At 73.3% G+C, this 14,108-nt stretch carries 11 protein-coding genes; 6 read left to right on the top strand and 5 right to left on the bottom strand.

The genetic code is table 11. The features are described from left to right. Positions 1-6 precede the first annotated feature (6 nt). Together ACIQ9E_RS25345 and ACIQ9E_RS25340 are read left to right on the top strand one after the other, a co-directional pair. A complete protein-coding gene (locus tag ACIQ9E_RS25345) occupies positions 7-1,173 on the top strand; it encodes a thiolase domain-containing protein (protein WP_403710904.1) in 1,167 nt (388 codons plus the stop codon). A gap of 51 nt (positions 1,174-1,224) precedes the next feature. Next, entirely contained in the window at positions 1,225-1,725 is a 501-nt protein-coding gene (locus ACIQ9E_RS25340) for a hypothetical protein (protein ID WP_403710686.1), read from the top strand. Positions 1,726-1,818: 93 nt separating this feature from the next. On the opposite strand, the gene ACIQ9E_RS25335 is transcribed toward ACIQ9E_RS25340, so the two are convergent. Continuing rightward, complete coding sequence (locus ACIQ9E_RS25335; RefSeq protein ID WP_403710684.1) at positions 1,819-4,002, bottom strand: germacradienol/geosmin synthase; 2,184 nt, start codon at positions 4,000-4,002, stop codon at positions 1,819-1,821. A gap of 436 nt (positions 4,003-4,438) precedes the next feature. Here ACIQ9E_RS25335 and ACIQ9E_RS25330 point away from each other — a divergent pair, with 436 nt between their 5' ends. Beyond that, positions 4,439-5,014 carry a hypothetical protein gene (locus ACIQ9E_RS25330; protein WP_403710682.1) on the top strand — a complete coding sequence of 192 codons (576 nt, stop codon included), beginning with the start codon at positions 4,439-4,441 and terminating at the stop codon, positions 5,012-5,014. A gap of 110 nt (positions 5,015-5,124) precedes the next feature. On the opposite strand, the gene ACIQ9E_RS25325 is transcribed toward ACIQ9E_RS25330, so the two are convergent. Continuing rightward, positions 5,125-6,243, bottom strand: a complete 1,119-nt coding sequence (locus ACIQ9E_RS25325; RefSeq protein ID WP_403710680.1) for an aminoglycoside phosphotransferase family protein — start codon at positions 6,241-6,243, stop codon at positions 5,125-5,127. A gap of 230 nt (positions 6,244-6,473) precedes the next feature. On the opposite strand from ACIQ9E_RS25325, the gene ACIQ9E_RS25320 reads away from it, so the two are divergent. Next, positions 6,474-7,970 carry a hypothetical protein gene (locus ACIQ9E_RS25320; protein WP_403710678.1) on the top strand — a complete coding sequence of 499 codons (1,497 nt, stop codon included), beginning with the start codon at positions 6,474-6,476 and terminating at the stop codon, positions 7,968-7,970. 44 nt (positions 7,971-8,014) lie between these two features. On the opposite strand, the gene ACIQ9E_RS25315 is transcribed toward ACIQ9E_RS25320, so the two are convergent. The 3 genes from ACIQ9E_RS25315 to ACIQ9E_RS25305 all read right to left on the bottom strand — a co-directional run bounded on the left by ACIQ9E_RS25315 (position 8,015) and on the right by ACIQ9E_RS25305 (position 12,624). Then, complete coding sequence (locus tag ACIQ9E_RS25315) at positions 8,015-9,523, bottom strand: PP2C family protein-serine/threonine phosphatase (protein ID WP_403710676.1); 1,509 nt, start codon at positions 9,521-9,523, stop codon at positions 8,015-8,017. Between the two features lie 388 nt (positions 9,524-9,911). Continuing rightward, on the bottom strand, positions 9,912-10,544 hold the full coding sequence (locus tag ACIQ9E_RS25310; RefSeq protein ID WP_403710674.1) for a GNAT family N-acetyltransferase: 633 nt from the start codon (positions 10,542-10,544) through the stop codon (positions 9,912-9,914). Further along, positions 10,534-12,624: a penicillin acylase family protein gene (locus tag ACIQ9E_RS25305; protein ID WP_403710672.1), complete on the bottom strand. Its 2,091-nt coding sequence runs from the start codon at positions 12,622-12,624 to the stop codon at positions 10,534-10,536. The genes ACIQ9E_RS25310 and ACIQ9E_RS25305 overlap by 11 nt, the downstream gene beginning before the upstream one ends. 109 nt (positions 12,625-12,733) lie before the next feature. On the opposite strand from ACIQ9E_RS25305, the gene ACIQ9E_RS25300 reads away from it, so the two are divergent. Beyond that, a complete protein-coding gene (locus ACIQ9E_RS25300; protein WP_403710902.1) occupies positions 12,734-13,462 on the top strand; it encodes a siderophore-interacting protein in 729 nt (242 codons plus the stop codon). A 58-nt stretch (positions 13,463-13,520) separates the two neighbouring features. After that, on the top strand, positions 13,521-14,027 hold the full coding sequence (locus tag ACIQ9E_RS25295; RefSeq protein WP_403710670.1) for a GNAT family N-acetyltransferase: 507 nt from the start codon (positions 13,521-13,523) through the stop codon (positions 14,025-14,027). The last annotated feature ends 81 nt before the right edge of the window (positions 14,028-14,108 follow it).

Raw genomic sequence — 14,108 nt, 5'->3', positions numbered from 1 at the left:
CCCCGGGTGTCCAAGGAACCCGTCGCCGTCGTCGGCGTCGGCCAGACCGTCCACGCCGCCGCCCGCCGCGACGTCTCCATCGCCGGACTGGTCCGCGAGGCCGCACTGCGCGCCCTCGCCGACGCCGAACTGGCCTGGGCGGACATCGACGCCGTCGTCATCGGCAAGGCCCCCGACTTCTTCGAGGGCGTGATGATGCCGGAGCTGTACCTCGCCGACGCCCTCGGCGCGGTCGGCAAACCGCTGATGCGGGTCCACACCGCGGGCTCCGTCGGCGGCTCCACCGCCCTGGTCGCCGCCCAGCTCGTGGCCGCCAGGATCCACCCGACCGTGCTGACGCTCGCCTTCGAGAAGCAGTCCGAGTCCAACGCCATGTGGGGCCTCTCCCTGCCCGTCCCCTTCCAGCAGCCGCTGCTCGCCGGCGCCGGGGGCTTCTTCGCCCCCCATGTCCGCGCCTACATCCGGCGCAGCGGAGCGCCCGGCACCACCGGCACCCTCGTCGCCTACAAGGACCGGCTCAACGCCCTGAAGAACCCGTACGCCCATCTCCACGAACACGGCCTCACCCTGGAGCAGGTCCGCTCGTCGCCCATGCTGTGGGACCCGGTCCGCTACTCCGAGACCTGCCCCTCCTCCGACGGCGCCTGCGCCATGGTGCTGACCGGCCGGGCCGGGGCCGCCCGCGCCCCCCGTCCGCCGGCCTGGCTGCACGGCGGTGCCATGCGCAGCGAACCCACCCTCTTCGCGGGCAAGGACTTCGTCTCCCCCCGGGCCGGACGGGACTGCGCCGCCGACGTCTACCGGCAGGCCGGGATCACCGACCCCCGCCGCGAGATCGACGCCGCGGAGCTGTACGTCCCCTTCTCCTGGTACGAGCCGATGTGGCTGGAGAACCTGGGCTTCGCCGCTGAGGGGGAGGGCTGGAAACTGACCGAATCCGGCGCCACCGGCCTCGACGGCGAACTGCCGGTGAACCCCTCCGGCGGGGTGCTCTCCACCAATCCCATCGGCGCCTCCGGCATGATCCGCTTCGCCGAGGCGGCCCAGCAGGTCCGCGGCGCGGCCGGTGAACACCAGATCGAGGGCGCCCGCAGGGCCCTCGGACACGCCTACGGCGGCGGTTCCCAGTTCTTCGCGATGTGGGTCGTCGGCACCGAACCCCCGGCCAGGTGAGCGGGGCCGCCCGGCGTCCGGACCGTGCGCCGGGACCCGTACCATGGCCGTATGTCCTTCCTCCGCCGCCGCAGCGCCGCCACACCCGCGGGCCCGGACTTCGACGTCCTGGCCATGGACCCGGGGGACTGGCCCGGAAACCTCGGTGCCGGGCTGCTGCCCGCGCCCGACGGCACCTGCCAGGGCGTCTTCCTCCGGTACGACCTGTTCGGCGGCCGCGGCCCCGCGATGATCATCGGCAATCTGCCCGAGGGCTCCCCGGCGCGGGAGCTGGAGGAGGGCCAGATCCCCTTCGAGGCCGCGCAGCTCCTGCTGGCCCTGGAGAACGACGAGCCCGTCGAGGTCACCGGCTCGGAGGACGTCCCCGTCATGCAGGGCGACAATCTGCTGATCGTCCGGCGGCTCAAGCTCACCGAGAGCCGGATCTCCTGCGTCCAGTTCGACCGCAGCGACAACGTCCTGGTCACCATCGCCAGCTGGGACCGGCCGATCACGGACGATCTGTACGCTCTGCTCAAGCCGCTGCCCGCGGAGCTGTTCCAGCAGGGCTGAGCCGCTCCCGTAACCTCCGGCGCGCCGCGTGACCACGGTGGATCACACGGCGCGCCGCCGTATCCGGGACCGGAAGGGCTCGGAGCGTACGGTTCAGGCCGTGCGGGCCGTCGCGAGCCGGGCGGCCGCCGTGCCGAGGCCGGTGGGCCCGCCGATCCGGGCGGCCGGTACGGCCGGGCGGATGTCCTCCGGACCGTAGCGCCGGACATGGCGGTGCCAGTTGAGGATGCCCGCCAGCCAGTCCTCCACCTCGGTGACATAGGCGTCGAGCGCCTTACGCTGCCGCTCCCCGAGCCCGAAGTCGGCGCAGACCACGGGCAGCTCGTGTGCCTTGATGTGGAGGAACTGCCGCAGCCGTCCCGCCATGAGGTCGTGGACGATCGCCACAGCCCGCGGATAGTCGCAGTCGAAGAAGGTCTGCACCACCAGCACCGCATTGTGCAGGTCGCCCTCGGCCTCCACCTCCTTCCGGTACGAGTAGAGGTCGTTGATCAGACTGCCGTAGGTGACCGCGGCGCTTTCCAGCGCGGCCACGGGACCGCTCCCCAGCACCTCGGCGGGCAGCTCCGCGCGGTGCCGCAGCCGGCCCAGCAGCAGCGTCAGATCCGAGCCGAAGGTGAACCGCCGCATCTCCAGATAGTCCACCGGATCCGGCACCCGGTGTTGCACGGTGTTGTGCAGCTCCCACTGCCAGCTCTCCAGCATCACCTCGACGGAGCGCCGCAGCTCGGCCCGGTCGTCCCGGCTGATGGGCCCGGCGGTCCGCTCCCAGAGGTCCGCGAGACCGCGTTCCAGCGGGCCGGCCGCGAAGCCGTGGGCGGAGGCGGGGGCGTCGAGCGGCATGCAGGCCAGCAGCCGCTCACTGGTCAGCGCAGCGCCCGCCGGATTGCCGGCGCGGCCGAAGACGAGCGGGTAGTAGTCGTCCGCGTAAGTGCCCCACGTCAGCCACTCGGCGCTCAGCTCCAGCTCCTCCGGCGTGGCGTCGGGGTCCAGACCGGCCGAGCAGAGCGCGAAGTCGAAACCCCGGAGCATCGCCTCGTCCCAGATATCGTCCAGCAGCCCCGTCCGCTCCGCCCAGGCCACCGACTTCTCCAGGGCGTCCCGGTGATGGGGGCTCAGCCGCAGCGGGAACGGCAGCGCGAACTCCGGCAGCAGCAGCGGCCCGGCCGAGGCGTGCGGCCGGTGCGTCAGCGTCCGCAGCCGGGCCCGCGCCGGGCGGCCGAAGAGCGTCCTCACATCGAGCGCCGAGGCACCGAGCACGCCCACCGGCGCGCCGTCCGGCCGGACGGCCTCGTTCATATAGCGGCTGGAGCGCAGATGCCACTGGTGGCCACCGGACTGCCAGTCCTGGAGCCCCTTGGCGTACAGCGCGACCGCCGAGGACTCCCCGGCCGACAGTCCCTGCTCCGCGCAGAGCGCCGGAACCTCGGTGAGCGCGGTGTTCTCGAACTGCTGGAGCCGGGAGGTCAGCAGGTCGTTGACCGCCTCCGCCGCCTCCTGCGTCGTACAGGACAGAAAGGTCTCCAGGACCAGTACGCCGTTGCTCAGCTCGCCCTCGTCCTCCACCTCGCGCTGATAGGAGAAGAGGTCGTTCCGGAGGTGCACCGCGTCGGCGAAGGTCTCCGTCAGCACCCGCAGGGGCCGGCTCAGGGCCACCCGACCGGGCAGTTCGGCCCCCGCCGCGAACTCCACGAGCTGCGCCGACCACGGCGCGCCGCCCACCTTGCGGCGCATCTCGATGTACTCGACGGGGTTGGCGATCCGGCCCTCGTCGATATTGGCCAGTTCCCAGTCCGACTCGTTCAGCAGATTGCGGGTGGACGCGGAGAACCGGGCGCGCCACTGCGGGCCCATGAACGGCACGGTCCGCCGCCACAGATCGGCGAGCCCGGCCTCCACGGGGTTCGTCGGCTCCGGCATCCCGTCGTCCGGATCCAGCGGCATGAACGCGGCCAGCCGGTCCAGGTAGATCCGCCCGCCCGCGCGGTTGCGGGGCCGTTTGAAGACCTCCAGGAAGTGGTCGTCGAAGAAGAACACCCACACGTACCAGTCGGTGACCAGCGACAGGACGTCCGCGTCGCAGTCGGGGTGGGTCCAGGAGCAGAGCCCGGCGTAGTCGTGCGCCTCCAGATCGCGCTCCTCCCAGATGCCGGACCCTTCCAGCATCCCCATCTCCCGGGCCCAGGCGCGGGTGTGCGTCCGTGCCGTCTCGGCATGGGGGTTGAGACGCGCCGGATACGGCACGTAGAAGTCGGGCAGGACGAAGGGCTGTGCCATACGTGCCGGGCCTCTCGGATCGGGCGGAACGGTTCCGGCCAGTCATGCCCTTCCCCCGTACGGCCTATGCTCCGATCCGATGAGCCGAACCGGCATCCGAAGGCCGGTTCGGGGCGTGCGCCCGCGCGCACCCGGATCGGGCTCACCCCCTGCGACCAGCCGGATGTCCCCCCGAAGGTGACGGGCGGCCCGGCGGTGCGGCCGGAATTCCCGGCACCGCGAATCACTCGACAGGGAGACGTCTCGAACGGGCGTGCCCAGGAATATCCGTACGGTGTCGGTGCCTTCTGTCCCGGCCGGGCCCGGCTCGGCCCCGGGGCGCAGCTCCCGTCACCGGCCGGGGCGTTCGGGGGTCCGTTACGCTCACCCGGGTTGTCCGTGGACCATCACCCGGCCGGGCCGCCGGACCGCCGGGCCGCGGGGATCGGGGGAGCAGATGAAGAGGGTCCGAGTCCCGCGGGACGTGGCGGAACTGTTCGACGAGGCCACCGGTGAACGCGGCTGGGAGGGCCCGGTCCGGCATGCCGTCGGCGGCCGCGAAGGCAATGGCTCCTGGACCCAGGCGGGCGCCATCGGTGCCTTCGCCCTGCTGGCCGGCGGGCTGACGACCTGGGGAGTCCTCCACACCTGGGACGAGCTGGACGGCCGACTGGCGATGGGCTTCGGCTTCGGCTACCTCATCACCCTCCTGGTCGGACTGGCCGCCGTCGCCCACCGCCCCGGTCCCGAACGGCCCGCCGTCTGGATCCGGTTGTACGACGAAGGGCTCGCCCACTACCGGCAGGGCGCCCGCGGGCCCACCGTCATCGCCTGGGACGAGATGGACCGGGCCGTCCACCGCATCACCCGGGTCGAGGACTCCGCGGGCCGCGAGATACGGCGCGTCCACTCCCTGAGCGTCACGCCCCTGCCGGATCCCGTCCACCGGATCCGCCGCGGCCCGGTCAACCTGCCGCCGGGCTTCCCCGACGCCGAGGTCCTCGCCCGCTACGTCACCGCCCGCACCCGCTGACGGGCCACGCGCGCGGCCCCGGCGACCGCTCCCGGCGAACGGCCGTCACGAACGAGCCGTGGCGCCGGTGCCCCCGCACCGGAACCACGGCCGCAGCGGAACCTTTCGGCTCAGCGCGTGCCCACCGCCGCCCGCACGGCCCGCCGCGCCATCGCGCAGTCGTCGTGCAGCCGCCGCAGCAGCAGCCGCTGCTGCTCACCGGCCGAAGGACCGCCCGTCGCACCACTCGCCGGAGGTGCCTCCCGCATGGTCCGCTGGACGGCCGTTTCGTAGGTACGGATCTCCCGGGTCAGCACCAGCATCAGATTGACGAGGAACGCGTTCTGGGCGGCCGGCCCCTTCCGGGTCGCGAGCTGGCTGATCCGCCGCCGCTCGGCGGGCGCGTCCCCCAGCACCGCCCAGAGCGTCGCCAGATCGTACCCGGGCAGATACCAGCCCGCGTGCTCCCAGTCGACCAGCACCGGCCCGGCCGGGGAGAGCAGCATGTTCGACAGCAGCGCGTCGCCGTGGCAGAACTCCCGGGCCGCGCCCCGCCCGCCCGCGGATCCCGGGCCCCGCAGCAGCTGGAGCAGATCGCCGAGATCGCGGTCGGTGAACAGCCCGAGTTCGTGGTAGCGGGAGATCCGGGACGCGTAGTCCAGCGGGGCTTCGAAGAGTCCGGCGGGCGGCCGCCAGTCGTTGAGCCGGGTCACCGCGCCGACCGCCGCCCGTACATCGGCCCGTGGCGGGGCCTCCACGGGATGCCGGGCCAGTGCCGCAGCCCTCCCCGGCATCCGTTCGATCACCAGGGTGCAGTTCTCCGGGTCCGCGGCCACCAGCCGGGGTACCCGGACGTCCTGGGGGCGGTGCCGGACGAAGGTGCGGTAGACAGCTATTTCGTGCCGGAACCTTTCCTTCCAGACGGGGGAGTGGTCGAGCAGGCATTTGGCGACGGCCGTGGTGCGTCCGGTGGTGCCCACGATCAGTACGGACCGGCCGCTGCGGCGCAGCACCTGCACCGGATGGAACTCCGGGCAGATCCGGTGCACCGAGGCCACGGCCATCCGCAACTGGCTGCCCTGGGGCCCCGACAGGTCGATTCTGCCGCTGAGCGGCTGGCCCGCCACCGGAACGGCCGGCCGTCGCAGCCGGCTCGCGGGCTTGGGGTCGAGATACGGCCCCGAACCGGCCTGCAGGGCGGGACGCTGCGGCCGGGGCGGGGCGGACACGGAGGACGATGCTGCGTACATGGGGGTGACAGATCCCTTCGTGCGCCGACGGAAAGCGTGCGCCGCCCCGGCCTCACGGCCCCGCACCCTGGGGAGTGCGACCGCCCGCCGGGCCGGGGTGGCGCGTTCCTACGTCACACCAGGGCACGGGTGGCACACCATCTGGCGGACCCTGGCGAACCCTGGCGAATAGTCGCCACCCCCCTGGCGCGGGGCTACTGTCAACTCAGCCGAGAACCTGGGGGCTTTACGTGACCGGAGGACCCAACACCCGCCTGAGCGACCTGTTCGGCATGGCCGGCTGGTCCAAGGGTGAACTGGCGAGACTCGTGAACCGGCAGGCGGCGGCCATGGGCCATCCGCAGCTGGCGACCGACACCTCGCGGGTGCGGAGGTGGATCGACATGGGGGAGACCCCGCGCGACCCCGTTCCGCGGGTGCTGGCCGCACTCTTCACCGAGCGGCTCGGCCGTGTCGTGACCACCGAGGACCTGGGCTTCGTCCGGAGCGGGAGAGCGGGCAGGCGCAAGGGCGCACGGGCCGCGGAAGACGCGGCGAACCCCGAAGGCCTTCCCTGGGCCCCCGAGCGGACGGCGTCGGTCCTCACTGAATTCACGGGAATGGACCTCATGCTCAACCGACGCGGGCTGGTGGGCGCGGGCGCGGCGCTCGCCGCGGGCTCCGCCCTCACCGGCGCCATGCACGACTGGCTGCACAGCGAACCCGCACTCGTGACCGACCCCACCCCCCTCACCCCTCACGCCGACACCGCCGGGTACGACCGCTACGAGGCGGCGCCCATCGGATCGCAGGAGATCGCCGCGCTGGAGCGTTCCGTCGAGGTCTTCCGGGCCTGGGACGCCTCCCGTGGCGGCGGACTCCAGCGCAAGGCCGTCGTCGGCCAGCTGAACGAGGTGGGCGGAATGCTCGCCTACCGCCATCCCGACCACCTCCAGCGGCGGCTGTGGGGCGTGGCCGCCAATCTCGCCGTACTCGCCGGGTGGATGTCCCACGACGTCGGTCTGGAACCCACCGCCCAGAAGTACTTCGTCATCGCCGCCCATGCGGCGCGTGAGGGCGGCGACCGGCCCAGAGCGGGCGAGGCGCTGTCCCGTGCCGCCCGTCAGATGGTCCATCTGGGCCGCCCCGACGAAGCCCTCGACCTGATGAAGCTGGCCCAGTCCGGATCCGGCGACGAGACCCTGCCGAGGACCCGGGCCATGCTCTGCACCATCGAGGCCTGGGCCCAGGCGTCCCTGGGGCAGGGGCAGGCGATGCGGCGGAAACTGGGGGAGGCGGAGGAGCTGTTCGTCTCCGACCGGGGCGATGTGCCGCCGCCGAGCTGGATGCAGATGTTCGACGAGGCCGATCTGCACGGGATGGAGGCGCTGGCGTACCGTACCCTCGCCGAGCACGAACCGGCGGCGGCCACGATCGCCAGGGGCCATGCCGGAAAGGCCCTCCAACTGCGCGAGGGCGGCCGGCAGCGGTCCAGGATCTTCGACTACATCTCGATGGCGTCGGCCTGTTTCATCGCCGACGACCCCGAGGAGGCCGACCGTTACGCCCGGCTGGCGCTGGTGTCGATGGGGGAGACCTCGTCGCACCGGACCTGGGACCGGCTCCGTGAGATGTACCGGCTGACCGGCCGCTTCGCCGGTCACAGCACGATCGGGGGGCTCAGGGAGGAACTGGAACGGGTGCTGCCGCACAGCCCGTCCGGGCGGGGCGGGACCCTGCCGGTCTGACCGCCGCGTCCGTGCCGCCGCGCGGAGGTCCGTCCCGTGGTGGGTCAGGCGCTGATCCGTGCCACCAGTACGCAGGCGTCGTCCTTGCGGCCCGTACCGAAGGCCTCGGCGACCATCCGTACGCCGTCCTGGGCGTCCCGCGCGTCCGATAACCGGGGGGCGAGCGCGAGCAGGCCGGCGACCGCGGACTCCTCGGCCGCGCCCGTACGGGACAGCCCGTCCGTGTGCAGCACCAGAAGGTCGCCGGGGTGCAGTTCGACCTCGTTCTGTTCGTAGTGCGGGGACGAGGTCGCCCCGAGGAGCACCCCGTCCGGCGGGGTCAGGGGGCGCCCCGTCCCGCCGCGGAACAGCAGCGGGGCGGGGTGGCCCGCCTGGGCCCAGGTCAGGGTGCGCCGCGCCGGGTCGATCCGGCAGCACACCGCGCTCCCGAGAGTCGGCTGTACGGCGGACTCCAGCAGATGGTTGAGGTGCCCCATCACCGCCTCGGGCGCGATTCCGGCCACCGCCATCCCGCGCAGCGCGCCCAGCAGCATCGCCATCGACGACGTCGCGGCCACCCCGTGGCCGGTCAGGTCGCCGACGCTCAGAACACAGGCCCCGGTGGGGAGTTCCAGCGCGTCGTACCAGTCGCCGCCGATCAGATCGGAGTTGTCGGCCGGGAAGTAGCGGGCGGCGACGTCGAGTTCGGTCGCGCCGCCGACGGGGAAGGCGAGGGAACCGCGCCACGGCGGCAGGACGGCCTCCTGCATCTCCACGGCCATCCGGCGCTCGGTCCGCTCCCGGTGCCGGCGCCGGCGGAGGGTCTCCCGGCTGTCGCGGACCGCCTCCTCGCTGCGGCGCAGGGCACTGACGTCCCGGAACACCGCCCACATGGAGGCCGTCGAACCGTCGGAGTCGAGGACCGGCTCGGCCATCATATGGACGGTACGGACCTGACGGTCGGGCCGGACGATCCGGAACTCGGCGTCGATGGGGCGGCCGTCGACCAGACAGCCCGTGACCAGGGCGGTGAGGAGCGTCTGGTCGTCGCGGTGGACGACGGACGGCAGCTCGTCCAGGGTCATGGCGCCGCTGCCGGGCCGGCGGCCGAGGATCGTGTACAGCTCGTCGGACCAGTTGACCGCGTCGGTCAGCAGATTCCACTCGGCGCTGCCCACCCGGTTGAGGAGCGTCCCCGGACTCTGGGCGTGGTCCGCCTCGTACGCCGCGAGACCGGGCGTCCGGGCGAAGGGGTCGGGCCCGCCGGGGTCACCGGTCCCGGACCACACCGGCACCGGAGGCCACGCGGCACCCGCGTCCCCGGGCAGCTCCTGCCGTAACTGCCCCAGATGGGCACCGAGGTCGTCGAGCTGATGGACGGCCAGATCGCACAGGGCCCGCTGCCACCGGCCCCGCGGATGGTCGTCGTCCGCCACCGAGTCCCGGCGGACCGCGTCCACGGCGCCCCGCAGCCTGAGCGCCCGGCTGATCAGCGCGTCCACGGCGACGGGGCCCGACTCTGACCCGTCCTCCGGCAGCTCGCCGGGACGGTCCTCGAACACCTGGGAGGGCATGTCGTACTCCGATGCGGGGCGTGGCCTCGGGCCGGATCCGGGTCGGTTCGGAACAAGGGGTCATGACGACTGTTGCACAGGGAGCGGCGGCTCGTAAGGCGTTTGGCAACACTCGACCAGCGGATGCCGATGGCATATGTCGTCGGAGGGCGGGCCGGGTGCGGCGGCGGGTGACCGGCACCTGTTTACCCTGCCGGGCGCGCCGCGTGGAAGAGGCACAGGCGCAAGACACCCGTGCGATCGACCGCCTCCGCAAGGGTTTTCGGCCTCCGGGTGGCTGTGCGGGAGGAACTGCCCGGGGCCGCCCCCGTCGCCGTACGTCCTCCGCTCGGAGAGCCCGGACGGCGCGCCCGCCCCCGCCGCGGGCGCGGCATCCGGCAGGCCCGGTTCAGTGCCCCGCCGACTCCCAGCGTTCCCGGTTCAGGAACGCGAGCCGGGCCCGCTTCTCCGGCTTGTCGATCTCCGGGCCCGCCGAGAAACCGGCGCTGAGCATCCTGCCGATCGCCTTCTCGTTGCGGGCGTCCGGTTCGACGACGATCCGCAGGGCGGCCGGATCGTCGAACACATAGCCGAGCAGTGCGGTCATCAGCCCGGCGGTGAAGCCGCGTTCGCCCTCCGGTACGCCCCCGGCCGCCGGGCCGATCAGCAGATGCACACCCACGTCACCGGGGCGTACCTCGTAGCAGTCGCCGAGCGGGTCGGCGGCCGGCTCGTAGGTCTGGAAGAGCGCGACGGGCGCACCGTCGCGCTCCACCAGGAAGGCGTGGTGGGTGCTGAGGGAGTCCACATACGCGTAGATGTCCCGCACCTGCTCACGACTGTGCCCGAGCATGCCCCAGAACCGGGCCCGCTCCGCCGTGACCCAGGCATGGACGGTGTCGAGGTCGGCGACCGGGTCGAGCGTCAGAACGCTCACGGTGCCGAAGCCCTCGACCTTCTGGACATGGACCGGTTCGCGCCGGGTGGCACGGGCGGCCGCCGGAGCGGCGGCGGGTACGGCGGCGGGGGAGTCAGCGGACATCGTTCGGGGTCTCCTCGGTGAGCTTGTTCCAGTCGGTGACGACGGGGGCCAACTCCCCCGAAAGCCACCGGGGCAGCTGGTCGCGGCGGTGGGGGTCCCCCGGGACCCCGGAGGCCCCCAGCGGCACGATCCAGAGGCTGTTGTCGCGGCGGGACAGGTCCCAGACGTAGCGGGCGGCGGGGCCGCGCCAGCACGTATCGGTGACACCCGGGATGCTGGTGGTGGCCAGGACGCAGTCGTGGTCCCCCGGCAGACCGGGCCAGCCGCCCTCCGGCGGGGCCTCGTGCGCCCCGCCGGGCAGCGCCTGCCAGGGCGTGAGCCGGTGGCGGTCCCCCCAGACGTCCTTGGGCCGGCCGGCCCGCGCCGTCGCGACGTCCTCCAGCGCCTCCCGTACCGCCTCGGTGAGATCGGCGCGGGGCAGCGCGCGCGAGCCGAGCAGCCCTTCGAGGGCGAAGGCGACACGCGGCACGAAGGCGGTCCACGGGCGCAGTTCATCGGGCCAGGCACCGCCCGCGACGGCCTCGGCGAGGCCCCGGAAGACGGGGTGCGCGGCGATCCGCAGGACCACGGCCGACCGGACGTCGGCGTAGCGGGCGGCGTCCGCGCTCTCCGCGTCCATCCGGAGGTCCCAGCCGGCCAGCCGGTCCCGGAGCGCCGCCGCGGCCGGGCTCAGCCCCTCCAGTCCGGTCAGCAGGGCCAGCAGGGGGCGGGCCGACGCGAGCCGGGTGTCCCTGTGCACCTCGGCCATGCCCTCGGCCGTCCACGCCCGCCGGCCGTACAGCAGTTCGCGGATGCGCGCGGCCCGGTGCGGTGCGGCGAACTCCACGCCCAGCGGCTCCGCGAGCCCCCGTTCGTTCGCCATCACGGCGATCGCGCCGACGGCCGCGCGGGGCGGGGGCCGCCAGCCGCGCCAGGCGTAGCGGGACTCCCAGGCGGGCACGGTCCGCAGCAGGTTCTCCCGGTCCCGGTGGGGTACCCGGCCCGCGACCCGGTGCAGCAAGCCGCCCTCGGTATCGGCGGCGAGAACGACGTTGACGGGTTCGGCCCAGCCGTCGAGTGCCCGGTCGACGTCGCCGACGGTCCGTGCCCGCAGCAGCGCGGGAAGTGCGGCGAAACCCAGCTCGGCGGTGACCCGCGGCGGGGTGCGCAGACTGAGCACCTCCGCGTCGCCGCGGCCGCCGACGACCACCGGACCGCGGTCGGTCTCGATCACCTCGACGGCCACCGGCGCGCCTCCGGCGACCTCGATGGTCTCGGTACGGGCCCGGGCGGGGCGCCAGCCCTCGGGGCCGAGCGCCTCCAGACCGCCGTCCGGCCGCTCGCGCAGCCGCTCCCGGTACAGGTCCTGGTAGTCCGCCATGGCGTTGGTGATGGCCCAGGCGACGCCCCCGGCATGGCCGAAGTGGGCGATGCCGGGCACCCCGGGCACGGCGAGCCCGACGACGTCGAACTCGTCGCAGGCCAGCCGGATCTGCTGGTAGACGCCCGGGTCCTCGACGGGCCGGTGCGGATCACCGGCGATCAGCGGGGCGCCGTGCGCCGTCCGGTCCCCGCCGACCAGCCAGCCGTTGCTCCCCGAACCGTTGGCGCCCTCGGCGGAGAAGAGCCCGACGGCGTCGTCGCCGAGTGTCCGGGCCACCTCCTCGCGCCAGATCTTCGTGGGGAACCCGGCGAAGAGGATATGGGTGCTCAGCCAGATCCCCAGCGGCACCCACGGCTCCCAGGGGCGGGGCCGGAGCCCGGTCTCCGCGAACCGGGGATCCCGCCGGGCGCCTTCGGCCAGCCCGGCGTTGACCCCGTCGACATAGTGGCCCACCCAGGCGGCGGTGGCCTCGTCCAGGGACAGATAGCAGCGCCGTGCGGTGTCGTCGATGAGGGACCGCCGCGCGAACGCGTCCCAGCCCGCGGCCGCGGCGCCCAGGAACGACGCGGACGTGCCCTGCGAGCGGTGCCGTTCGACGTCGATCTGCCAGGCCCGGTCGGTGGCGGCGTTCCACCCCTGGGCGCGGGCGAGCTGCGCCGCGCTCTCCGCCCGCAGATGCGGAATCCCCCGGTCGTCCCGGTAGATCCTGAAGTTCACCTGTCCCGCCCCTCGATGACGACGCCCCAACTCGATTAGGTTAGGCTCGCCTAAGTTACTGCACGGACGTTCGGATGAACAAATGCGAACGAACAGGAAGGAGTGGGGCGTGGGGCATGGCTGGGAGGGTGTGGTCCTCAAGTTGATGCGGGGGAAGGACTTCCGGTTCACCGTCACCGGGAGCGAGGCGGTCGGCGACCGCTACCACCGCGTCCACTTCACCGACGGCGGCATGCTGGCGCAGACCGGAACCCACCCCACCATGTGGGTCCGGGTCTGGTTCGGCAACGCCGGCAAACCGCACCAGCGCGCCTACACCCTGGTCGACCCCGACCCGGCGCACGGCACCTTCAGCCTCGAATTCGCCCTGCACCCCGGCCCCGCCTGCGACTGGGCCAGGGCCGCCCGCCCCGGCGACACCGTGGACGCGACCCTCCAGGGCACCGGCTTCACCGCCCCCGACCCCCTGCCCGGCCGGCTCGTCCTCATCGGTGACCCCGCCTCGCTCCCCGCGGTCAACTCCCTCCTCGACGCCCTCCCCGGTATCCCGGCGACCGTCTTCTTCGAGACCGGCCACCCCTCCGACGAGCAGCTGCCGTTCCGCCTCGACCCCCGCCTGCACGAACTGCGCACCGTCCCGCGCACCGGCGGCGGCGCAGGTCTGGTGGCCGAGGTGAAGGCAGCCCTGCCCGCACTGATCGGGGACCCCACGACCGCGTACGTGTGGATTGCCTGCGACACCGTCACCACCCGGGCCCTCGCCTCGTACGCCCGGAAGAACCTCGCCCTGCCCAAGGACCGGGTCGACGCCCTCGGCTACTGGCGCGCGACGGTCTGAACCACCGGCCCCGGAGGGCCGGAAGGGCCGCCCCGCCCGTGCATGTAATACTCACACCATGAGTTCACCTATGACGGATGGGCGGGGCGCCGACTCGGCCGGTCCGGCCCCGGGCATCCGGATCCGCCGGGCGACGGCCGCCGACGCCCGAGTGCTGACCCGGATGGTCCGTACCTCGGGTGCGTACGACGGCCACTACGCCTCCGTCGTCGCCGGGCTCACCGTCGGCCGCGACTACATCGCGGCCCGCTGCGTCCATGTCGCCGTCGACGCCGGCGGAGCCCGGCTCGGCTTCTACGGCCTCCTGACCGACACCGCCGAACTGGACCTGCTGTTCGTCGCCGACCGCGCGCAGGGCCTGGGGATCGGACGTCTGCTGATCGCCCATATGACGTCCGAGGCCCGCCGCCACGGCCTGGACTCCGTCCGCGTCGTCTCCCACCCGCCCGCCGAGGGCTTCTACCGCGCGATGGGCGCCGAACGCACCGGCACGGCACCCCCCAACCCGCCGGCGGTGGCCTGGCCCCGCCCCGAACTCCGCTTCCGCATCCCGGCCGCCCTCTGACGGCTCGCCGGCCGCGAACCGGAGTACCGCCGGGCGGACCGCGGATCCGTACCGGCGGGGGTACGAACCCGTGGATCCGCA

The organism is Streptomyces sp. NPDC094448, from assembly GCF_044763775.1.
In the GTDB taxonomy this organism is placed as follows: Bacteria; Actinomycetota; Actinomycetes; order Streptomycetales; family Streptomycetaceae; genus Streptomyces.
Note: the sequence above shows the minus strand (reverse complement) of the source record. Positions and strands in the feature narration are given on the sequence as shown.

What these genes read in the sequence shown, in the direction of transcription:
- ACIQ9E_RS25340 (WP_403710686.1), top strand. Translation starts at nt 1,225, where the DNA reads ATGTCCTTCCTCCGCCGCCGCAGCGCCGCCACACCCGCGGGCCCGGAC.
- ACIQ9E_RS25335 (WP_403710684.1), bottom strand. Translation starts at nt 4,002, where the DNA reads ATGGCACAGCCCTTCGTCCTGCCCGACTTCTACGTGCCGTATCCGGCG.
- ACIQ9E_RS25330 (WP_403710682.1), top strand. Translation starts at nt 4,439, where the DNA reads ATGAAGAGGGTCCGAGTCCCGCGGGACGTGGCGGAACTGTTCGACGAG.
- ACIQ9E_RS25325 (WP_403710680.1), bottom strand. Translation starts at nt 6,243, where the DNA reads ATGTACGCAGCATCGTCCTCCGTGTCCGCCCCGCCCCGGCCGCAGCGT.
- ACIQ9E_RS25315 (WP_403710676.1), bottom strand. Translation starts at nt 9,523, where the DNA reads ATGCCCTCCCAGGTGTTCGAGGACCGTCCCGGCGAGCTGCCGGAGGAC.
- ACIQ9E_RS25310 (WP_403710674.1), bottom strand. Translation starts at nt 10,544, where the DNA reads ATGTCCGCTGACTCCCCCGCCGCCGTACCCGCCGCCGCTCCGGCGGCC.
- ACIQ9E_RS25295 (WP_403710670.1), top strand. Translation starts at nt 13,521, where the DNA reads ATGAGTTCACCTATGACGGATGGGCGGGGCGCCGACTCGGCCGGTCCG.